20 protein-coding genes and 1 other RNA gene are annotated in these 22,333 nt (G+C 47.4%); 14 read left to right on the top strand and 7 right to left on the bottom strand.

The window, feature by feature from the left end; translation table 11 throughout:
- Positions 1-23 precede the first annotated feature (23 nt).
- From MKA69_RS07970 to MKA69_RS07985, 4 genes are read right to left on the bottom strand one after another with little or no spacing between them, the layout of a single operon-like run.
- Positions 24-1,325: a sodium ion-translocating decarboxylase subunit beta gene (locus tag MKA69_RS07970; RefSeq protein WP_000427753.1), complete on the bottom strand. Its 1,302-nt coding sequence runs from the start codon at positions 1,323-1,325 to the stop codon at positions 24-26.
- Between the two features lie 15 nt (positions 1,326-1,340).
- Positions 1,341-3,140, bottom strand: coding sequence for a sodium-extruding oxaloacetate decarboxylase subunit alpha (oadA, locus tag MKA69_RS07975; protein ID WP_305847798.1), 1,800 nt, complete (start codon positions 3,138-3,140; stop codon positions 1,341-1,343).
- Between the two features lie 18 nt (positions 3,141-3,158).
- Entirely contained in the window at positions 3,159-3,533 is a 375-nt protein-coding gene (locus MKA69_RS07980; protein ID WP_000483003.1) for an OadG family protein, read from the bottom strand.
- Entirely contained in the window at positions 3,526-4,872 is a 1,347-nt protein-coding gene (locus MKA69_RS07985; RefSeq protein ID WP_055032044.1) for a 2-hydroxycarboxylate transporter family protein, read from the bottom strand. The genes MKA69_RS07980 and MKA69_RS07985 overlap by 8 nt, the downstream gene beginning before the upstream one ends.
- Positions 4,873-5,148: 276 nt before the next feature.
- Between MKA69_RS07985 and citC the strand changes: the two genes are divergently transcribed.
- The 8 genes from citC (at position 5,149) to MKA69_RS08025 (ending at position 11,870) form a co-directional block, all read left to right on the top strand.
- The gene (gene citC, locus MKA69_RS07990) at positions 5,149-6,204 is read left to right on the top strand and encodes a [citrate (pro-3S)-lyase] ligase (protein ID WP_305847799.1); all 1,056 of its coding nucleotides are present in this window, start codon (positions 5,149-5,151) and stop codon (positions 6,202-6,204) included.
- Between the two features lie 50 nt (positions 6,205-6,254).
- Complete coding sequence (gene citD, locus MKA69_RS07995; protein ID WP_000684014.1) at positions 6,255-6,551, top strand: citrate lyase acyl carrier protein; 297 nt, start codon at positions 6,255-6,257, stop codon at positions 6,549-6,551.
- Positions 6,548-7,423: a citrate (pro-3S)-lyase subunit beta gene (gene citE / locus MKA69_RS08000; protein WP_000164137.1), complete on the top strand. Its 876-nt coding sequence runs from the start codon at positions 6,548-6,550 to the stop codon at positions 7,421-7,423. Before citD ends, citE begins: the two co-directional genes overlap by 4 nt.
- Before the next feature lie 10 nt (positions 7,424-7,433).
- Positions 7,434-8,963, top strand: coding sequence for a citrate lyase subunit alpha (citF, locus tag MKA69_RS08005; protein WP_305847800.1), 1,530 nt, complete (start codon positions 7,434-7,436; stop codon positions 8,961-8,963).
- On the top strand, positions 8,960-9,496 hold the full coding sequence (citX, locus tag MKA69_RS08010) for a citrate lyase holo-[acyl-carrier protein] synthase (RefSeq protein ID WP_096070612.1): 537 nt from the start codon (positions 8,960-8,962) through the stop codon (positions 9,494-9,496). Before citF ends, citX begins: the two co-directional genes overlap by 4 nt.
- Complete coding sequence (citG, locus tag MKA69_RS08015) at positions 9,474-10,415, top strand: triphosphoribosyl-dephospho-CoA synthase CitG (protein ID WP_305847801.1); 942 nt, start codon at positions 9,474-9,476, stop codon at positions 10,413-10,415. The genes citX and citG overlap by 23 nt, the downstream gene beginning before the upstream one ends.
- Positions 10,416-10,621: 206 nt before the next feature.
- On the top strand, positions 10,622-11,020 hold the full coding sequence (locus MKA69_RS08020) for an ACT domain-containing protein (protein WP_305847802.1): 399 nt from the start codon (positions 10,622-10,624) through the stop codon (positions 11,018-11,020).
- 115 nt (positions 11,021-11,135) lie between these two features.
- Positions 11,136-11,870: an RNA methyltransferase gene (locus tag MKA69_RS08025; RefSeq protein ID WP_053034134.1), complete on the top strand. Its 735-nt coding sequence runs from the start codon at positions 11,136-11,138 to the stop codon at positions 11,868-11,870.
- A 118-nt stretch (positions 11,871-11,988) separates the two neighbouring features.
- Here the strand turns inward: MKA69_RS08025 and fdxA are convergent, their stop codons facing one another.
- Complete coding sequence (fdxA, locus tag MKA69_RS08030) at positions 11,989-12,312, bottom strand: ferredoxin FdxA (protein WP_053034133.1); 324 nt, start codon at positions 12,310-12,312, stop codon at positions 11,989-11,991.
- A 255-nt stretch (positions 12,313-12,567) separates the two neighbouring features.
- Between fdxA and MKA69_RS08035 the strand changes: the two genes are divergently transcribed.
- Positions 12,568-14,184, top strand: a complete 1,617-nt coding sequence (locus MKA69_RS08035) for an NAD(P)/FAD-dependent oxidoreductase (RefSeq protein WP_281051782.1) — start codon at positions 12,568-12,570, stop codon at positions 14,182-14,184.
- Positions 14,185-14,252: 68 nt separating this feature from the next.
- On the opposite strand, the gene MKA69_RS08040 is transcribed toward MKA69_RS08035, so the two are convergent.
- On the bottom strand, positions 14,253-14,936 hold the full coding sequence (locus tag MKA69_RS08040) for a VC0807 family protein (RefSeq protein ID WP_000841479.1): 684 nt from the start codon (positions 14,934-14,936) through the stop codon (positions 14,253-14,255).
- 224 nt (positions 14,937-15,160) lie between these two features.
- Here MKA69_RS08040 and MKA69_RS08045 point away from each other — a divergent pair, with 224 nt between their 5' ends.
- Genes MKA69_RS08045 through MKA69_RS08065 form a run of 5 tightly spaced genes read left to right on the top strand, consistent with a single transcriptional unit; the run spans position 15,161 to position 21,845 of the window.
- On the top strand, positions 15,161-15,496 hold the full coding sequence (locus MKA69_RS08045; protein WP_114708116.1) for a MarR family transcriptional regulator: 336 nt from the start codon (positions 15,161-15,163) through the stop codon (positions 15,494-15,496).
- Positions 15,483-16,544, top strand: coding sequence for a DNA cytosine methyltransferase (locus MKA69_RS08050; RefSeq protein ID WP_114708115.1), 1,062 nt, complete (start codon positions 15,483-15,485; stop codon positions 16,542-16,544). The genes MKA69_RS08045 and MKA69_RS08050 overlap by 14 nt, the downstream gene beginning before the upstream one ends.
- Positions 16,544-17,743 carry a DNA cytosine methyltransferase gene (locus tag MKA69_RS08055; protein ID WP_114708114.1) on the top strand — a complete coding sequence of 400 codons (1,200 nt, stop codon included), beginning with the start codon at positions 16,544-16,546 and terminating at the stop codon, positions 17,741-17,743. The genes MKA69_RS08050 and MKA69_RS08055 overlap by 1 nt, the downstream gene beginning before the upstream one ends.
- A gap of 11 nt (positions 17,744-17,754) precedes the next feature.
- Positions 17,755-19,488: an McrB family protein gene (locus MKA69_RS08060; protein WP_175230672.1), complete on the top strand. Its 1,734-nt coding sequence runs from the start codon at positions 17,755-17,757 to the stop codon at positions 19,486-19,488.
- Positions 19,489-19,514: 26 nt separating this feature from the next.
- On the top strand, positions 19,515-21,845 hold the full coding sequence (locus tag MKA69_RS08065; RefSeq protein ID WP_305847803.1) for a DUF2357 domain-containing protein: 2,331 nt from the start codon (positions 19,515-19,517) through the stop codon (positions 21,843-21,845).
- 73 nt (positions 21,846-21,918) lie between these two features.
- Here the strand turns inward: MKA69_RS08065 and ssrA are convergent.
- Positions 21,919-22,285, bottom strand: a transfer-messenger RNA (tmRNA) gene (gene ssrA / locus MKA69_RS08070).
- Positions 22,286-22,333: the final 48 nt, after the last annotated feature.

The following is a 22,333-nucleotide window of genomic DNA, read 5'->3' on the forward strand; positions in this document are numbered from 1 at the left end:
TAAGAAACCCCAACCAATTATGTTTAGCCCATCACATATTTGATCATTACCCCAGCGGCGACCGCAGAGCCAATCACCCCCGCGACGTTGGGGCCCATGGCATGCATCAGCAAAAAGTTCTGCGCATTGGCTTCAAGCCCAACCTTGTTGGAGACGCGTGCCGCCATCGGTACAGCCGAAACTCCAGCTGAGCCAATCAGCGGATTGAGTTTGGTGGTGGTGAAACGGTTCATCAGTTTCGCCATCAACACCCCAGCTGCGGTGCCGACACAAAACGCTACAATACCGAGCACCAAAATGCCGATGGTTTGAGGCTGCAGGAACTTATCAGCCATCAGCTTGGAGCCGACGGACAAGCCAAGGAAAATGGTCACTATGTTGATGAGGGCGTTTTGCGCCGTATCGGATAAACGCTCCACCACGCCACATTCGCGCATCAAGTTACCAAAGCAGAACATGCCGAGCAGTGGCGTTGCCGAAGGCAGTAAGAGAGCAATCAAGATCAGCAGTAGGAGCGGAAAGCCGATTTTTTCCAGCTTGTGCACCTGACGCAGCTGCTGCATCTGAATTTTGCGCTCTTCTTGTGTGGTCAACGCCCGCATGATCGGCGGCTGAATCATAGGAACTAACGCCATGTAAGAGTAAGCGGCGACCGCAATCGCTCCCAACAATTCAGGTGCGAGCATACTCGATACATAAATCGCGGTTGGGCCATCAGCCCCGCCTATGATGCCAATCGCCGCCGCTTGCGCCACGCTAAAATCCATCACCCCTAAACTGCTTAATGCCAATGCGCCCAATACGGTGGTGAAAATACCAAACTGAGCCGCCGCGCCGAGCAGCAGAGTTTTGGGGTTGGCGAGCAGAGGACCAAAATCGGTCATCGCGCCTACGCCCATAAAGATGATTAACGGGCCCGCGCCAGAGGCAATCGCAATGCTGTAAAACAGATACAGCATGCCATCACTGTATTGGTACTGCTCAGCGAGCAGGTGCAAGGTGGTCATCTGCAGTGGCGTTGCGCTGCTCAAGGCTTGCTTGATGTCTGCAGGCATGTAGGAGCTGAGTTGCAGCACTTCTGAAAATGCCGTCATCACTTCCGGTTTGGCCGCATACACGGCATTTTCGATGGCTGACATGGCAAGCCCAGCATCGGGCAGATTTGAGAGGATTCCACCAAAACCAATCGGTACCAGCAGCAAAGGCTCGAAGCGTTTGACGATGGCAAGATAGAGCAGCACTAACCCAACAAGGATCATGATGCCCTGTCCCCACTGAAGGTGGAACAGGCCAAAATCACGCACCATGGCTAAAATATTTTCCATACTTTCCGCCTCTGATTACGACAATACCAACAAAGCATCGCCGACTTGTACGGCATCGCCTTCATTGACTTCAATCGCACTGATCACTCCGGCACGTGGCGCGCGGATTTCGGTTTCCATCTTCATGGCTTCTAAAATCAGCAAGACATCGCCTTCAGCCACTTCATCTCCGGCTGAGGCATGAATTTTCCAAATGTTGCCAGAGAGCGGTGCGGCGAGGTTATCACCTTCTGCTGCACTCGGTACTGGTGTGTGATTGGCTGATGGCGCGGGAGCAACATGCGTCAGGTCACCGCCTTCATCCACCTTCACCACATAGCTTTGGTTGTTGACCGTAATGGTGTACACACCGTGACTTTCCACGGGCTGTACTTTGCTTTTTTCTGTTGGCGCTTTCGGAGTGTTGGCTGTACTTGCCAGTTGTGGCACAGGCTCAAAGGCTTCTGGGTTATGGCGGTTAGCTAAAAACTTCCAGCCTACCTGATCAAACAGCGCAATGGTCAGTACATCATCAATCGCATTCTCGGCGAGGGTGATATGCTGCTCTTTGGCTTGCTGCAATACACGGTCTTGCAAGGTTGGCATTTCGGCGGCAATCAAATCCGCAGGGCGACAAGTAATGGCTTCTGCGCCCGCCAATACACGAGCTTGCAGCTCAGTGTTAACCTGTGCTGGCGTTTTGCCGTATTCCCCTTTCAGCACACCGCTGGTTTCCTTGGTGATGGTTTTGTAACGCTCACCCAGCACCACGTTGATCACCGCTTGTGTACCGACAATTTGTGAGGTAGGGGTGACCAGAGGCAAAAAGCCGAGTTCTTCACGTACGCGTGGGATCTCTTCGAGCACTAAATCGAGTTTATCCAGCGCGTTTTGTTGTTTGAGTTGGCTTTCCATGTTGGTCAGCATGCCGCCGGGAACCTGAGCCACCAAAATGCGCGCATCGCTGCCTTTCATCATGCCTTCAAAGGCGTGGTATTTTTTGCGTACATCACGGAAGTAAGCTGCAATCTGTTCGAGTTTGGCGATATCCAATCCGGTGTCGTAGCCCGTGCCTTGCAAGGTTGCGACCAGTGATTCGGTCGCCGGATGACCATAAGTGCCACTCATGCTGGAAATCGCGGTATCCACTCGATCCACGCCTGCTTCAATTGCTTTAAGCAGAGTCATATCGGCAAGGCCAGCGGTGGAGTGGCAGTGCAGATGCAGCTCGACATCCACTTGCTTTTTCAGGGTAGACACCAGCTCTTCAGCGGCATACGGAGTCAAAATGCCGGCCATATCTTTCAGGGCTATTGAGTCGACGCCGAGCTCCGCCAGTTGCTGCGCCACATCGACCCAAGTTTGTAAATTGTGTACTGGGCTGGTGGTGTAGCAGAGCGTGCCTTGCGCATGCGCGCCCATCTTTTTCACCGCTTGCAGCGCCTGTTGCATGTTGCGTACATCGTTCATCGCATCGAACACGCGAAATACATCCATGCCGTTTTTCACCGCACGCTCCACAAAAGTATCCACTACATCATCGGCATAGTGGCGGTAGCCAAGCAGGTTTTGCCCGCGCAGCAGCATTTGCAGTGGCGTATTGGGCATGGCTTGTTTGAGTAAACGTAGACGTTGCCATGGGTCTTCGCCTAAAAAGCGGATGCAGCTGTCAAAGGTCGCGCCTCCCCAACATTCCAAAGACCAATAGCCGATCTGATCTAACTGCTGCGCAATCGGCAGCATGTCGTCAATTCGTAAACGGGTGGCAAAAAGAGATTGGTGAGCATCGCGCAATACGACATCCGTAACACCAACGCGTTTGATCGCCTGAGTCATCTGTGGTTTCTCCTTCACTTAAGATAGTTTTTGTTGTGTTTTATGGTGATGGACAGCGGCCGTGAGCACCGCGAGCAATTCACCTTGGTTTTGATTTGGGTTGGCTTTGGCCTTGTTGGCAGAGGCTTTTTTATTGGTGGTTTTGGCTGGCACTTCCGGCGGGGCAAAACGCACAATCAATTGCGACATCGCACGCGTGGCATACACCAAGAAAATCAGAAAGATGAACACAAAGCCCATCCCCAGCGTCAGCAAATTAATCCCTTCGAGGAACAGTGAGGTTGATTGCATGGTCACTTCCAGTGGTAAAAACAGGGTTGAAAACGGAGAGAAAAAAAGGCGCGCTAAGCGCGCCAAATAATCCCAAGGAGCAAGGGTTAAAGGGTTAAACAAACATTCCGAATACGACGCTGGCGATGACCAGCACAATGCCGCCACCCAGACGTGAAGAGATTTGCGCGTAAGAGAGCAAGCTCATACGGTTAGAGGCAGCAAGCACTTCAAGGTCGCCCGAGCCACCGCGGTTAGCCATACATAGCCCCGCAGTAATGGATGCTTCAACAGGGTAGAAGCCCATTGCCCAGCCACCCAAAGCGGCACCGATAATTGCACCAAGCACAATCACCGTAGCAATGATCACGTTGGCAAAAGTCAGCGCGTTGATGATTTCAGCTAGATCGGTGTACGCAATACCGACGCCGACCATCAGTAACCACAGCATCTGTTTTGAAAAGAAGTTCGACAGGCGTTTCGCGCCTTCTTTGATTTCATCACTGCACAAACCCGCCGCGTTAAGGATGGCGATGATCACCACCATGTAAGCAAAAGTGTGGATTTGAATGGTGCCAAAACCGGGCAAAATCTCTTTCGATAGCGCATAAGAGAAGGTGTACACACAAGCGGCCAGCATTAAACCGATGGCAATTTCACGGTGGGTCACTGTCAGGTTTTTCGCTTCTTCGCTCACATCTAACTGAGTGCGGCGTACCAACTCACCATTACCGGTCAGTGACGGCATTTTTTCGCCGATGATGTTGATCACCGCTGCGGCGACGATGGCCACAATGTTGGCGATAGTCAGAATCGCGATAGCAACCGAGTAGTATTGCTCTTTCGAGCCACCAGTGACCGATTCATAAATTTCGGAAAGCGGGATAGCGCCAGCGCCATTACCACCACCCATAATCGGTAGCACGTACAGCATCATGATGCGATCAGGCGTGATACCAAATACGAGGCCGATAGCGATACCGAACACCGCAGCACCCGCCACCGCAGCGAGAATGGTTGGAATGTAGCCAGCCAAAGAGCGGATCAGCAGTTTACGGTTGACCGCCAGAATTGAGCCGGTGATCAGCACCGCGATGAACAGATCCAAGAATTTGCTCTTATCCATCACTTCGGTCACGGTTTTGATTTCGCGATCACTGAGCCAGCCCATGTGCACGAACCAAGCGGCCACCAAGAAAATCATTACCGGCGCACCGCCGATGTATTTATTAAAAATCGGTAGACGTTTGCCAACTTCGCCAAATATTGCGCCGATAACAAACATAAAAGCAAAACCACCCACCAGACCGCTAGGTAAAGTGTCAGTAAAATGAGCGGCTAATACAGTGATCAGTAAAAATAAAAATAAAGGGAGTGGAGTGCCAAATATTTTCGTTTGGCTTAGATTAAATCCACTTGCAGTTGCGGACTTTTTATCTAAATGTAGGGTTTTCTCGTTCATAATTCCATGTCCAATGAGGTTATTAAGACCTTTACTACATTAAATAAAATAGTCAGTGATAATTGTGAAAATAGTCATCCAAACCAGTGGCTTTAAAAATCTCAATGGTTTTTATGATTTAAATTTAAAATAAAATTAAAAATCAAAGAGATAAGAGTTAAATTCATTAAAACCATAAAGAGCGTTAACCGCGGGAAATAAAGTGATTACCCTCATTAAACCTTTTCGGCTGAATTTAGATAATAAAGCCAGAAAAAATAGGTGAGGAAGCCGACCATGGTGGATATTTATACCTTCTCGCGAGTTTCAACCAAAAATCGAACTAAACTATTACAGATCAAAGAGTTCCTTTGCCAGCATCAGCTGACCGTGGATGAGGATGTCGAGCATTTTGTGGTGGCGTATGGCACAAACCAAATCATCGCTTGCGGCGGAATTGCAGGGCATGTGTTGAAGTCCATCGCGGTTTCGCCTGCGCTGCAAGGCACTGGTTTTGCGCTCAAACTGATGACCGAATTAACCAACTTTGCTTATGAAATGGGGCGTTTTTCACTCTTTTTATTTACTAAGCCAGCCAATGTTGATTTATTCAGACAGTGTGGTTTTTTCTTGGTTGATAAAGTCGAACCGCATATTGCGTTATTAGAAAATAGCCCAAATCGCCTTTCTGTTTATTGCAAGCAGTTGCAGTTATTAAAAATGTCTGGCCGTAAAATTGGCAGTATTGTGATGAATGCCAATCCATTTACCTTAGGTCATCGATATTTAATTGAACAAGCCTGTGAACAATGTGATTGGGTGCATTTATTTGTGGTAAAAGCAGAGAATAAAGATTTCTCTTATGCAGACCGCATGGCCATGATTAAGGCGGGTAGTAAACATTTATTGAATTTAACCATTCATTCTTGTTCAGATTATATTATTTCACGCGCGACCTTCCCCAGTTATTTTATTAAAGATCAGCAAGTGGTCAATCAATCCCATACCGCGCTGGATTTAAGTATTTTTCGCCATTCTATCGCGCCTGCCCTTGGCATTACGCACCGCTTTGTCGGCAGTGAGCCGATTTGTACGGTGACGCGTCACTACAACCAAGCCATGCGCCGCTGGTTAGAAGAAGCGCACGATGTCAGTGCGCCGATCCAAGTCGTTGAAATTGAGCGCAGTCAGCAAGCCTCGCAGCCGATTTCAGCCTCTCGTGTACGTCATTTGCTCAAGCATTTTGGTGTCTCCGCAATTGCCGATTTGGTACCGAGCAGTACTTATTCCTACCTCTGTCAGCACTATGTGGATCATTCGCAACAGGCCGCACCGCAACGGTTAGCGGTATGAACGCGATGCTGATGGTGTTTTTCCAATAACTCATAAACAAGGTTGTACCCATGAAAATTGCCCATCCCGCCTTTGCGGGAACACTGGAATCCAGTGATCTTCAGGTTCGGATTGAACCCAATAACGATGGCGGTATTGAACTGGTGTTAGACAGTACCGTCGAGCAGCAATTTGGTCATGCGATTCGTCAGGTCGTGCTGCACACCCTCGACGCGATGCAAGTGCACGATGCGTTGGTCACCATTGAAGACAAAGGCGCGCTGGATTGCGTGATCCGCGCGCGTGTTCAAGCAGCGGTGATGCGCGCTTGTGATGTTCAGAACATTGAGTGGAGCCAACTATCATGACCAAACTTCGTCGCAGTATGTTATTTGTGCCGGGCGCGAATGCCGCCATGCTCAGCAATACCTTTATCTATCAACCGGATTCGATCATGTTCGATCTGGAAGACTCGGTCGCGCTGCGTGAAAAAGACACCGCGCGGATGTTGGTGTTCCATGCGCTGCAACACCCTATGTATCAAGAGATGGAAACCGTGGTGCGGGTCAATCCGCTCGATTCTGAATTCGGCATCAAAGACCTTAATGCCGTGGTGCGCGGCGGAGCCAAAGTGGTGCGTCTGCCGAAAACCGATAACGCCAACGATGTGATTGAGATGGAAAAAGTCATCGAGCAGATCGAGCGTGAATGCGGACGTGAAGTGGGTAGCACGCGTATGTTGGCCGCGATTGAAAGCGCGCAAGGCATCAACAACGCGGTTGAGATTGCCTTTAGCTCCCGCCGCCTGATTGGGATTGCGCTTGGCGCGGAAGACTATGTGCGCGATCTGCGCACTCAGCGTTCAGCGGAAGGGATTGAGCTGCTGTTTGCACGCTGCTCCATTCTGCAAGCGGCGCGTGCTGCCGGGATCATGGCGTTTGATACCGTCTATTCCGATGCCAATAACGAAGAGGGATTTTTGCGTGAAGCGGAGCACATCAAGCAGCTTGGCTTTGATGGCAAGTCACTGATTAACCCGCGCCAGATTGACCTGCTGCACAACGTGTTTGCTCCAACCCAAAAAGAGGTCGATCACGCCATCGCAGTCATCGAAGCTGCCGAAGAAGCCGCGGCGAAAGGGCTGGGCGTGGTTTCCCTTAACGGCAAAATGGTCGATGGACCCATCATCGAACGCGCACGTTGGACACTGCAACGTGCTGAATCCGGCATCAAACACTAAAGGTCATCTCATGAGTATCAATACATTAAATAACCCTCTGTCTGTGCTGGAAGTGGAACGCTACGCGTTGTCGCCCTACACCCAAGCGCACGCGATCACGCCGCATCTGCTGGATGAGCCTGCCAAGAAAAACCGTAAGGTGAAAAGTTCGATCCGCGAAGCGATTGTCGATCTTGGTTTAAAAGATGGCATGACCCTCTCTTTCCACCATGCGTTTCGCGGCGGCGATAAAACCGTCAATCTGGTGATGGAGGTGATTGCCGAATTGGGGATTAAAAACCTCACGCTGGCCTCAAGCTCGCTCACCTCTTGTCACTCGCCTTTGATTGAACACATCAAAAACGGCGTGGTGAGCAAGATTTACACCTCAGGGATCCGCGGAGCGTTAGCCGACAGCATTTCTAACGGCTTGCTTGATGAGCCAGTGCATATTCACTCGCACGGTGGTCGTGTGCATTTGATCCAAAGCGGTGAGCTGTACATCGACATGGCGTTTATTGGCGTACCTTGTTGTGATGAATTTGGTAATGCCAACGGCTTTAAAGGCAAGTCCAATTGCGGCTCACTCGGCTATGCCAAAGTTGATGCCGAACACGCTGAAAAAGTGGTGATGTTGACCGAAGCCATCGTTGGTTTCCCGAATTTCCCTGCATCGATTACTCAAGATCGTGTTGATGCGGTGGTGCAAGTGGCGGAAGTGGGCGACCCAAGCAAAATCGGTGGGGATGCCACGCGCATGACCACCAACCCTCGCGAGCTGCTCATTGCCAAACGCGCTGCGGAAGTCATTGAGCATTCAGGCTATTTCTATGATGGTTTTTCGATGCAGACCGGCTCGGGCGGTGCATCGCTCGCGGTTGCGCGCTTTTTGAAAGAGAAGATGCTGCGCCAAGACATTCGCGCTTCTTTCGCCCTCGGTGGTATCACCGCAACTATGGTCGATATGCATGAGCAGGGGCTGATTGATTACTTGCTCGATGTGCAGTGTTTTGATTCGGTGGCGGCGGGCTCGTTAGCGCGCAATCCACATCATCTGGAAATTTCTGCTAACGAGTACGCTAACCCTAGCTCGAAAGGGGCGGCGGTGGATAGGCTGGATGTGGTGATCCTCAGCGCTCTGGAAATTGATACCCAGTTTAACGTTAACGTGATCACCGGCTCTGATGGGGTAATTCGCGGCGCATCCGGCGGTCACTGTGACACGGCGGCCGCGGCAAACTTATCGATTATTGTGGCGCCTTTGGTGCGTGGCCGCATTCCGACCGTGGTCGAGAAAGTCACTAACGTCATTACCCCAGGATCCACCATTGATGTGTTGGTGACGGATCAAGGTATCGCGGTAAACCCGAATCGTCCCGAACTGAAAGCACGTTTCATCGAGGCGCAACTGCCCGTTGTCGAGATTGAAGCGTTGCAACAGCGTGCCGAGTTGCTGACGGGCAAACCTCAAGCGCTGGAATTCGAAGACAAGACCGTTGCTTTTGTTCACTACCGTGACGGTTCGATCATTGATGTTATCAAGCAGGTAAAAAGCCTATGAGTCACCATCCGGATCTTTCAGTCAGTCTGGACCAGCTCCTTCTGCGTAAAGAAGTGCGGGTTCGGCAACAAGGTGAGTGGCTAAAACGCCATTCACTGCCTCTGGTTTCTTTCACGGTTAACATGCCGGGCGCGCTTAAGCTCAATGCTGCCAGTCAAACCGTGATGGATGCAGGTATTCGTGCTATTCAAGAGCTGTGTCAGAAAACGGGTTGGCCGCAAGTGGCTTGTCAGTTGTTGGTGGAAAAAACCGGGCCGGAAGCGTTTTTGGTGATTCAGGCTCCGTCGGCCAGCATGCTGAAAAAAGCCATGATGAAGATTGAACGCGAGCACCCGCTGGGACGACTGATGGATCTGGATGTGATTGATGTCGATGGACATATTATTTCGCGCCAAGGTGCGCAGTTGCCAAGACGGCGCTGCCTACTGTGTGAACGCGATGCGGTGATCTGTGCTCGCTCACGGCGGCACAGTGTCGAAGCTTTGTTGGCAAAAATTGAGGAGATGACGCATGACTATTCCTGCTGCGCTTGATCTGCTGCTTGAACTGCCTAGCCAAGCGTCTTCCTCTTCAGGTTCAAAGACCTTCAGCTTGCCCCGCTTAGTGGGGCATCTGGCCTACCATGCCATGATGTTGGAGGTGCATCTCACCCCTAAACCGGGTTTGGTGGATACTGCCAATAATGGCGCGCACCGCGATATGGATCTCAACTCTTTTATCGCCAGCGCCGAGGCGATCGCGCCTTATCTGCACTCTTTTGTCAGTGCTGGTTGGGAGAGTGCGGGAAATCCGGCGGCTCAGCTGCTGAGCGCCTTGCGCCCGATTGGCATTGAAGCTGAGCAAGCCATGTTTGTGGCCACACAAGGGGTGAATACCCACAAAGGGATGATTTTCATCTTGGGGCTTATTTGTGGCTCGGTAGGGTGGCTTAAAGCCAATCAACTCAAAATCGATGCGCAGCATATAGGTGAAACCATTCGCCAAGCGTGCCAGTTTTTGGTTATCGATGAGCTAAAAGCGAAGCGTGAATCGGCGCCCGAAACCGCAGGCGAGCGTATTTATCGCCAGTATGGATTAACCGGCGCACGCGGTGAAGCTGCTTCAGGCCTTGCTATGGTCATGCAACATGCGCTGCCAGCCTACCAAGCCTGTTTAACCAAAGGAGCCAGCACCGAGCAAGCCTTGTGGCATACCTTATTGGTGTTGATGGCCAATAATAACGACAGCAATCTTGTTTCACGGGGTGGATTGGCAGCGCTGCATTTTGTGCAAGAACAAGCGCTGCAACTGCTCGCCAAAGGTGGCTTTTTATATCAAGAAATCGAACAAGCCCTCACCGCGCTCGATAGCGCGCTGATTGAAAAACACTTAAGCCCCGGCGGCAGCGCCGATTTATTGGCCGCCACTTGGCTGATCCATGAATTAGTGCAGCTATTTAAAGTGCGCCACTGATCTCTCGCTCATTTCTGAGCTACGCCCTGTTAAACGTAGGGCGTTTTTTTTTGATGCCCCTAAATACCCCACATGCTTTGTGGTACCAACTGTTGGCTAGAAATGATTAGCCGAACTGATACTAAATTAAGATTATTCCATGTACTTATGGAGAAGCGCTTTTTATTGTATCGGCACGAGATGTATCGATTAAAAAGGAATAAAGCATGTCAGGAATCAAAAACTTAGATCTACTATTGCAATCCATGTCGCCAGAGCTGATGGCGGGAGATTACGTGTTCTGCACAGTCGATGGGGTACTGAGTGACTATTTATCTTTAGAGCCTATCGCCACTTTTCGTGAGCCAGAAGGTCTGACGTTAGTGTTGGAAGCTGAAAAGGCGCAGCAAGCAGGGCTGGAGAGCAGCGCGTTGTTTAGTTTGATCACCTTAACTGTGCATTCCAGTTTGGAAGCCGTCGGGTTAACCGCCGCATTTGCCACTAAGCTTGCTGAGCATGGCATTAGCGCCAATGTGATTGCAGGTTATTACCACGACCATATTTTCGTGCAAAAAGAGAAAGCGCAGCAGGCATTACAAGCATTAGGCGAGTTTGCTCAAGCCTAGCGCGCTTGGCAATCGAAAGCTGCCATTGTGTTGGTTTAATGGCTTCCCCTACGCGCCCCTTTAGCTCGTAGGGGCTTTGCACTATAATTCGCCGGCATTTATCTCGGACAGCACCATGATTTCGAAAACCCAACTCAAATTGATTCGCGCTTTAGGGCAGAAGAAACAGCGCAAAGCGCACGGCTTATTTCTAGTTCAGGGCGAGAAAAACGTCCTAGAACTGACCAACAGCACGCTGAAAGTACAACACATTTTTGCGACCGCCGAGTTTCTCGCCGAGCACGCACAAGCCTTAACCGGTTTCGAGTGTATTGAAGCGACCTTGGATGATTTAACCAAAGTCAGCACCTTGGTGAGCAACAACGCTGCGATTGCGGTGGTGGCGATCCCACACATTGAGGTTCCGAAAGCACAAGGGTTGATGATTGCGTTGGATGGCGTTTCCGACCCAGGTAACTTGGGCACCATTATTCGTGTCGCGGATTGGTATGGCATTTCTCACATCATCGCCAGCCAAGATTGTGCCGACCCGTATAACCCGAAAACCATCAGCGCCACGATGGGCAGCTTTGGCCGCGTACAAGTCAGCCAAGTGGATTTACCCGACTATTTAGCCAAGGCGAATTTGCCGGTGTATGGCGCATTTTTGGAAGGGGTGAGCGTGCACCAAACCGCATTTAAAGCGGAAGGAATCTTATTGATGGGCAGTGAATCACACGGTATCCGTGAGCAAGCGGCGCAGTACGTGACGGATAAGATCACCATTCCGGCCTTTGGCGGTGCAGAATCACTCAATGTCGCGATGGCAACGGGGATCATTCTCGACAATATGCGCCGTCAGCACAGCTAATCATTTATGCCTAAAACAAAAAAAGCGTCGGATTGTCCGACGCTTTTTTCATCTCAAGGCTTCTTATCCCAAGGCTTTTTGTCCTAAGGCACTGCGCGCTCAAGCTCGTGGCTGGGTTTTACTTCTCCAACATATCCAGTTTGTTCGGCACACCATCCCACTTTGCGGCGTCTTCCATCGCCGGCTTCACTTCGGTCAAATTTGGCCAATGCTCCGCCAACTCAGCGTTGAGTTCGATAAAAATCCGTTGGTCATCCACCAATTCATCTTCCTGAAAAATGGCTTGCGCGGTACATTCCGGCACACACAGCCCACAGTCGATGCACTCAATCGGGTTGATCACCATAAAGTTCGGCCCTTCATGGAATGCATCCGCGGGGCACACCGCCACACAGTCGGTGTATTTACATTGGATACAGTTATCGGTGACGACAAAAGCCATGACAATTCGCTCTATCTAGTTAGCCGTTTTGCACACCTACAGTGTACGCAAAAATCAAGAACGGGGATGATACTGCGCCGCCGCTAAAATTCAACCCAAGCCGTTTCGATGGTGGCTATTTCCAGCCTGATCTGAGCTTTTATTATGACAGAGCTTTTAATATGACAGTGGAGGCGAATTCTCGTAAAATGCGCGCCATTGTGAGCCGCCACGCCAGTGGTGAGGCTAAGACACCCATGACCCACGAGACATCCCATGATACGTTTAACTGAACTTAAGCTGCCCCTCAACCATGAGGAAGGCGCGCTGCTTGATGCCATTGCTGCCAAGTTGAAAATTCCTGCTCAGCAAGTCCTCTCTTTCACTCTGTTTAGACGTGGCTACGATGCTCGTAAAAAAAGCGATATCCAACTGATTTACACCGTTGATGTGGAAGTGGCGAACCCAGAAAAACTGCTCGCCAAATTTAGCAAAGATCAGCATGTGCGCCCAACGCCGGATATGTCCTACAAATTTGTCGCAAAAGCACCTGAGAACCTACCTGAGCGTCCACTGGTGATTGGTTTTGGCCCTTGTGGCTTGTTTGCTGGTTTAGTGCTGGCGCAAATGGGTTTTAACCCGATCATTGTTGAGCGCGGCAAAGAGGTGCGTGAGCGTACCAAAGATACCTTCGGCTTTTGGCGTAAGCGTACTCTGAATACCGAATCTAACGTACAGTTTGGTGAAGGCGGTGCAGGTACGTTTTCCGATGGTAAGTTGTACAGCCAAGTCAAAGATCCCAACTTCTACGGCCGCAAAGTGATCACCGAGTTTGTTGAAGCAGGCGCGCCAGAAGAAATTTTATATGTGAGTAAGCCGCACATCGGTACCTTTAAACTGGTGACCATGATTGAAAAAATGCGCGCGAAAATCATCGAACTGGGTGGCGAAATTCGCTTTAGCACCCGCGTTGACGATATCCACATGCAAGATGGTCAAATCACCGGCGTGACGCTATCGAACGGTGAAGAGATCCAATCTCGTCACGTGGTGCTCGCGGTCGGCCACAGTGCGCGTGATACCTTTGAGATGCTGCATGCGCGTGGTGTGTACATGGAAGCCAAGCCTTTCTCAGTCGGTTTCCGCATTGAACACAAGCAATCCATGATTGATGAAGCGCGCTTTGGACCCAGTGCGGGCCACCCGATTCTAGGCGCGGCAGACTACAAACTGGTACACCATTGTAAAAATGGCCGCACCGTGTACAGCTTCTGTATGTGTCCGGGCGGCACAGTGGTGGCAGCAACGTCGGAAGAAGGGCGCGTTGTCACCAACGGCATGAGCCAATATTCGCGTGCCGAACGTAACGCCAACAGCGCAATTGTGGTCGGTATTTCGCCAGAGCAAGATTACCCAGGCGATCCGCTGGCGGGCATTCGTCTGCAACGTGAACTGGAAGCTAACGCTTATAAACTGGGCGGCGAAACTTACGATGCGCCCGCGCAGAAAATCGGTGATTTCCTGAAAGGCCGTAACCCAAGTGAACTGGGCGATGTACAGCCTTCTTTCACTCCGGGCATCAAGCTTACCGACCTTTCCAAAGCGCTGCCTGCCTTTGCGGTAGAAGCGATTCGTGAAGCGATCCCTGAGTTTGATCGCCAAATCAAAGGCTTTGCTTCTGAAGATGGCTTGCTGACTGGTGTGGAAACGCGTACTTCATCTCCTGTGTGCATCAAGCGCGGCAAAGATTTCCAAAGCCTCAACCTGAAAGGCTTCTACCCAGCCGGTGAAGGCGCGGGTTATGCGGGCGGCATTTTGTCAGCAGGGATTGACGGCATCAAAGTCGCAGAAGCAGTCGCACGCGACATGATGGCGAGATTCGCAGGCGAGTAAGACTTACAAATAAAACCAAAGGGCTCAGTTGAGCCCTTTGTTTATCTTGATGGTTCGATGCGAAGTGATTACTTGCTCCGCAGAAAATCTTCCATCTTATGACCTGTGATGCTAGACAGGCTTCTAAACAGATAGAACAGCGCGCCCATCATCAAAATCGTCACCGGCAGTGAAATCACCGGAAAGCTCAGCGCCGTCATTTTACCGATCTCTTCGTTAAACGCTTCCGTACCCGCAGGGCTTTTCACAATCCACTTCGCCAAGCCATAGTTGAGCACGGCTGAAACAAAAAACGAGAACGCAATCAGATAAGAGCTGACATTCACCCGACGCTCAAACTCCGCCTTCTTCTCTGGCGTGCTTAACGCGCTGTGCAGCTTGTCGTGATCGACAATATCTTCATTGAGCAGCATTTTACGCACTAGCGGATACCCAATCAGATTACTGACCACCAGAATCACAAAAATCAGCCCCGGAATCGCCGCTTCTTTAATGGCAATATAAGCAGGGTCGAGTTGCAGCAAGCCAATGCCACCAGTGAGCAACACGCTAATCATGCCGAGCGCCGAGTAAAAATTGACTTTGCGCTCTTGAATAAAGCTGTACACCCCAAACAGCAGGGGAAAGGCTAACGCGGCCACCAATGCCCACGTTGGGCCAAGGTTATCTTCACCGCTCATTTTGCTCAAAATCACCACTGGAATAACAATGTTGATCAGAACGTTACTGAGTAAGCTTTGGTTGGATTTCATACAAACAACTTCCTAGTGATTGAGCGCCCAGTATACGAATGAAGCGGTTTGACTCAAGCCCCTTGATGGCGGCGGATTGGGTTAATTGTAAGCAGGTGTTGGGGGAATGTCGTTAGGATTGGTGTAGAGGGAAAAATCATCTTGCTCCATAATCAGCAGCTGATAAGATATGCACCCTATGTACAGACGTACAGCGGTTTATAAAAGCCAGTCAAGAGAGAAGAATGGACATTGCTAAGCAAAAACGTTGCGTGATTGGTATTCGAGGGCAAATTTCAGACCCAGATTACCCTGTCGATATTTGGTTTGACTCACTGAAATCGGTGGCCAATGTGCTATCGAAAGAAAACCAATATCTGTTAAAAGTGATAGCTGAACAGCAGCCACAATCAGTCACCGAGCTTGCCAATTTGACTGGCAGAGCCGTCAGTAATGTGTCAAGAACATTAAAGACATTAGGTAAATATAATTTGGTAGAGGTGCAGAGTGCAAAAAATATGCTTTGCCCTAAGGCCTTACATCAAGAATTTTTAGTAGTAGTTAACCATGAAGAAAAATAAATACTTAGTTGATTTGTTCTCCGGATGCGGTGGACTTTCATATGGGTTTGAAATGGCTGGTTTTGAAAGCATTGTTGGTGTTGATATAGATGCTCCGGCTCTTCAAACTTTTGCTCATAATCACCCTCATGCTCGAGCATTGCAATTGGATTTGTCTGAGCCTGAAAGTATAGAAAAGATTGTGTCAGAAATTAATGGGAGAAAAGTTGAGATAATTGTAGCAGGTCCGCCATGCCAAGGTTTCTCTTTGACAGGAACGCGGAATGAAAATGACAAAAGGAATAAACTTTTCTATTCAGTTTTCCAATTGGCTGAGCGTATAAAGCCACAATTTATTGTAATTGAAAATGTACCAGGTATTGCAAATCTATATCAAGGACGAGCTCGGCGAGCAATACTCGATGAATTTAAGCGATTAGGCTATTCTTCATCTGAAAAATTAATGTATGCCCCTGATTATGGAATACCTCAAATAAGAAAACGAATGTTCTTTGTTGGTGTATTAGGTGAGGTTGAATTTGAGTTTCCTAAGCCAACTCATAATGAAGAGAATTATGTGACGTGTGAAGAAGCTATTGGAGATCTTCCTTCTTTAGTCTTAGATTTGGGAAATGAACAAGTTGAGTATTCAATTGAAGCACAAAGTCAATATCAGAAAATAATGCGTAAAGATTCTAAGCTACTTTATAACCATGTAGGTACTAAACATTCAGATTTAGTAGTGTCTGTTATTCGACAAGTTCCAGAAGGAGGAAACCATAAGGACTTACCTCCTGGCGTTGGTGATTCTAGAAAATTCAATGAAGCCTGGACCAGGTACCATAGTCAAAAGCCTTCAAAAACAATTGATACAGGTCATAGAAATCACTTTCATTATAAATGGGACAGAGTTCCTACAGCTCGTGAAAATGCTCGTCTACAGTCATTTCCTGATAAATTTCATTTTGTAGGTCCTAAAACACAACAGTATAAGCAAATTGGAAATGCCGTTCCGCCATTATTGGGTTTTGCATTAGGTAAGCAAATAATAAAAATGGGTAAGTATTAATGTTAAGTACAATCGAATTATTTGCCGGCTGTGGTGGGCTTACTGAAGGTTTCAAACAATCGGGAAAATTTGAAATAAAAGCTGCAGTTGAGTGGGATAAGCATGCAGTAAGAACCCTACGAAATCGCCTTGAAAGTAAATGGAATTATCAAGATGCAACGTCCAAAGTTATTCAATTTGATATTCAAAGGACTAATGAGCTAATCAAGGGATACAATAATGATGTCGAATATGGAAGTTCTATAGGACTAGAGCGTTTAGTCGGCGGAAAAAAAATTGATGTTGTTATTGGAGGACCACCTTGTCAAGCTTATTCAATTGCAGGGAGAATTCGTGATGATAAAGGTATGCATGAGGATTATAGAAATTTTTTGTTCGAATCATACATAAAGGTTGTTGAGTATTTTAGGCCTAAAGCTTGTATTTTTGAAAATGTACAAGGAATGTTGAGTGCAGCACCTGGTGGTATTCCGATAGTTGAACGAGTCACAGAAGCTTTTGAGAAAGCTGGTTATCATATCTCAACAAATTTGAGATATGATGCACTTTTTGACACGGCTGACTTCGGTGTTCCTCAAAAAAGGCTAAGAGTTATTATTGTTGCAATTAGTAAAAGTGAATATCCTGATTACAGGGGAAGAGTGATTAAATTTTATGAGAAATTAAACTCTCTAAAAGTCAACTCTGTTAAAACAGTTGAAGATGCCATTTCTGATCTTCCTCGATTATATCCTTTAGATATAGTTAAAAATAAAATTTCACATAGGGCTGTTGAAGGAAAATTAAAAATTAACAATCATGAGCCTCGTTTTCATAATGAAAGGGATATTAATATTTTTAAATTGTTGGCTGATGATATTCTCTCTGGAAAAAATGAATATTCTAATAGTGAAAATCTTAAAATGCTGTATACGGAGAAAACAGGGAAAACGTCATCAGTTCATAAATATCATGTTTTGCGTTTAAATAAGCCAAGTAATACTATTCCTGCTCATTTATATAAAGATGGGTTAAGACATATACATCCAGATCCCACTCAGGCAAGAAGTATTACAGTAAGGGAAGCTGCAAGGTTACAAACATTTCCTGATGATTTTATATTTATTAGTTCTCAGGGGAATAATTATAAGATGATAGGAAATGCTGTACCTCCACTATTTGCAAAGAATATAGCGTTAGCTCTTAGTGAAATATTGTAAAAGGTAGGACTATGCAAGAGTTGGTTTGGATTCATAGATTTAATGGGAATGAATTGGGGCTAAGAGGAGCAGGTGGATTTTGTTTGGTTCCAGTTGAAGCTCGAGTTATATTTTTCCCTGATAGAAATTTTGAAAAAGAATCTAATATTCGTGAAAAAATCAAGCTTAACATTTTGAATGTAAGCGAGAGTGTTGATTTAACATATGGTAAGCCACCATCAAAGTCTGAACATAGGCTTTCATTAACTGGAGATGTTTTAAAGAGATATATCGGCGATGAAAATTCTAATTCTATTATTAAGCCACAGAACATAGGTTGTTTTTTTAGGAAAGGAAATGAGATATTCTTGACGATAGCTGAGCCTGAAAGTGCTTATGGTCGTTTGCTCAATATGTTTAAAGTAAATGGTAATAATTTAGTAACTAAAACTATTATTGATAGAGATAAATTAATAAATCATTCAAGATGCCATTTTGCTTTACCTAAACCCTTCCTTCTACTCGCTGGTATCTCTGGCACTGGCAAGACTCGTTTTGTGCGCAAGCAAGCTGAAGCTCGTGGTCTATTGAGTAGCACTTACTGTTTAACTTCAGTGCGTCCAGACTGGCATGAACCAAGTGATTTACTCGGTTATGTTTCACGCTTAGGTGGGCATGCGGAGTACATCACCACTGATGTACTGACCTTTATGGCGCAGGCGTGGCGTGCGATTGCGGATAATGAAAATTTGAACATTGAGTGTGTGGATTCAGACGGACAAGGCAAGCGCTTGGTCGTCAGTGGTGAAGCTGAAGCACTTGAGGATGTTCCGCCTTACTGGCTGTGTTTAGATGAGATGAACCTCGCGCCAGTTGAACAGTATTTTGCAGATTATTTGTCGGTATTAGAAACCCGAGAGTGGTGTTGGGAGAGTGGCGATTCTTTTCGCTACAGCTGTGATGCACTATTAAAACCCTCATTCCTCCAACTTAATGGTGAGAACGGTGCTGAACAAGCCTATAACACAAAACTGCGTGAAAGCTTAAAACTGGCTGATAGTAAATATGACGATTTATGGCACTGTTTTTGTGAGTATGGTTTGCCAATCCCATTTAATTTAATCGTTGCTGGCACAGTGAATATGGATGAAACGACGCATGGATTTTCACGTAAGGTGATTGACCGTGCGATGAGTTTTGATTTCGGTGAGTTTTTCCCTAACGAGATTGATGAGTTTTTCGAGAGCGATCAAAAGAAAAGTGCGAACACCTTGAGCTATCCCATCTTGAGTCATGTGAGAAAAATTGAAGAGTTCAATGATGTTGATGCGGATAGTGATGCGAGTAAAACCAAAGCGTTCTTCAAAGCGATAAATAACGTGCTTAAAAACACGCCGTTTGAACTGGCTTTCCGTGCGTTTAATGAACTCTGTCTTAGCGTGATTTGCTTTGCGCCAAAAACGGATACAGAGCTAGCCGCAGTGTTCGATGATTACTTAATGTGTAAGGTTCTACCGCGTATTGAAGGCGATGAAGATAAAGTACGCACTTCGCAAGGCCACAATTTACTTGAACAACTGACAGAGGTTTTGCAGGAGCAACTTACGGCTATTTTGCCGAATCATGAGTCGATCTCACGCCCTGATCTACTGCGCCATTTTGAGGGGGATACAGAGGGAAAAGTTGAAGTTGAGTGGCGTAGTGAGAAGAAATTAAAAGCCATGACCGCACAGCTAAACAATGGTTTTTGCTCATTTTGGCCTTAATGGATAGAGAAGTGTGGAAGTAAAGTATGGCCAACACTCAACGTGAAACCATTTGTTATCAGCATGATGATTTCGAGATTTTTATTACTGCTGACAATTTAGCTTCGCCAAGAGCGAAACTTGACCGAACTTATGCGCGGCGAGAGTGGTTAACGCCTCAGAGCAAGGTGCTGTTGGGCGAAAATCCATTAAGTTTAGAAAAGGGTGAACCGCTAGAAAAACCTTTCTTTTTTGAAAACAAACCCTATTGGTTTGAGATTGAGTTTAAAGATGAGGTTGATCGGGGTTCCCCCAAGATGTGTCATAAATACCGGCTTCTTGAAGAGAGCTTTTCGCTTAGCCATAGACGAAATGCCCTACAAGCCATGCTCAATTTTGGTAATGATGTGGGCGATTGCCAACTCGTTATCGAGTACCTTCGTCAGGGAGTACGATGCTGCGTTGAGTTAAAGTTTACGGTCTTTGCTACCAAAATGGTCGTGGACACCGATCTCAGCATGATGAGTCGCCAAGTGGATGCGGTATACCCATTTTGGCGCTATGCGATTGCGGGAAAAACTAGCCAACAGCACGCGAAATCAAACGAGTCTCGCGATCGATTTGAGCTTTTTTGGTTAGCGCAATTTGAGCGTCTGTTTAATGAGTTTAATCTTGGAATTAAGCGAATTCTCAATGCTCCACATAACCGTTTGCAATCTTCGACTCGCGCTCTGAAGTTAGATCGAGTTAATAAGCCACTCTCCGCCAAACAACAAGAACGTGCCCAAGAGCTTATTAAAGCAAAGCGGATAAACAGCCGTTTACCGGTGACCATTAAGCAGTTAAGTGTCAACACGCCAGAAAATAGGTTCATCAAGCACATCCTAGTTCAGTCCAAGCAAGGCTTATCCAAGTTCAAATATCATTTAGATCAAGATGAGCAAAATAGCTTGTCGAGTTCATTTCAAAAGCAAATTTCTGATTGGTATCACTCGGTCAGTCAAGCACTCAAATACCCACTCTGGCGCGAAGTTGGAGAGCTAGCCGGCGGTGTGAGTGAATCGAAAGTGCTCCAGCAAGGTCATGGCTACGCCAAAGTGTATAAGGTGTGGCAGCAGTTGAAACACTATTTGCATCAGGTCGAAGGCGGTGATGCGCAATTGGCGGTGAAATCGGTCGCCGATGTCTATGAAGTGTGGTGTTTCACAGAAGTGATCTCGATTGTTAAATCATTAGGATTTGAAGAAGTACAACGCAATATCGGTGAATTAGGGCGCTGCTGGTCTTCTCGAAAAGCGGCTAACAATGAAATGGCTTCAGCCTTTCTGTTTAAACGCAAAAGTGATGGCATGGAATTAGATATTGCCCATGAGCCTGCTTTCACCCCAAAAGGGGAGGAAAACCGCACTTGGCTTGGTAAACACAAACCCGATATTGTGATCCGAGCTAAGCTTGCCAATGGCGAAGCTTTCTTGCTGCTATTCGATGCGAAATACCGAATTGATACTCAGCTGTTTAAAGGTGGCGATGCTGTACCTGAAGATGCGATTAACCAAATGCACCGCTACAGGGATGCCATTATTCACCTAGAAAACATGGATTATGAAGCACCGCTAAAAAGCCGACCAGTGAAAGGTGCCTTTGCTCTCTACCCAGGTTATTTCCCTGAGCAAAACAGTGCTGAAAACCCTTATGCTGAAGCGATTAAGGAAATCGGTATTGGGGCTTTTGCACTACTGCCTAATGACGAAAAAACGCCACATAATGTCTGGTTGAAACAGTATTTGATTGAGGCGTTGGGATGCGGAGATCTCACTCAGTATTTGGGGAGTTATCCTGCGGATTATTTTTACATTGAAGATTCTGCTCGCATTGCCCCATATGGTGTGAAGACGGTAAGGCATCATGGCTTAACCATGATTACGCCGATCAATGAGTTGGGGCGAGAAACCACTTATTTAGAAAATGCGAGACAAGGTTTACTTAAGGGCTATCACACACAACTATTCGCAACCAATAGGCAAAATATTCACCGTAATATCATTCGTGAAGTTCGCTATGTAGTGGCTCTGGTTCGCGATTCGTTGAGTGATACACAACAAGTGGGGCGCTATTTGTACCGAGTGCGTAGTGTCAAGCTGCTGCCAAGGAGCAGCATAGAAAATGATTTCACTGGCAAAGTCAGTAACGAAACGGCTTACTACTGGTTGTTTGAGTTTTATAGCGATGCCATCAAGCTCCATACCGAAATTCATAAACCTTATGAAGAGCATTTTAACTTCAAGTTGATGAAAGCTGAGGATTTAGAACGGATTCAGGATTGGCAGGATATTTCGGGTGAGTTGCAGGTTTATGCTGAACTCAATAAAACATGGTGATGGAAGAGGAACTGAAATAGTTTCTCTTTCCGCAAAACAAAAAAGACACCCGAGGGTGTCTTTTTTAATGATTTGGTGGAGCTGGGGGGAGTTGAACCCCCGTCCGAAAACCATTCATCTTTGGTACTACATGCTTAGTCGATCTTTAATTTCACCACCGCCTGCGAACCGACACGCTAACGAATGGCTAACCTGAATTGGATCTCGCGCTTCATCCCTCAGGTGGGGGAATCCACGCCAGCTTGATTTGGTTTGACCTTCCTGATTTCCCCGTCTTACAAGCGGAAGCTAGGGAGGAAGGGCTCTGAGCAGGGTATTAAGCTGCTAGTGCGTAGTTTTCGTCGTTTGCGACTATTTTTTTGCGGTTTGTTAACGAGGCCTACCGCACCTCGGCATGCACCTCAGACTGCAAAATTCCCGTCGAATCCTGAATCAGCCCCAGAGGTAACGGGTGCATAGTACCAGAATACGTGCTTCTGTCTAGCTCC

This window comes from Vibrio sp. AH4 (assembly GCF_030710545.1).
Classification (GTDB): domain Bacteria; phylum Pseudomonadota; class Gammaproteobacteria; order Enterobacterales; family Vibrionaceae; genus Vibrio; species Vibrio metoecus.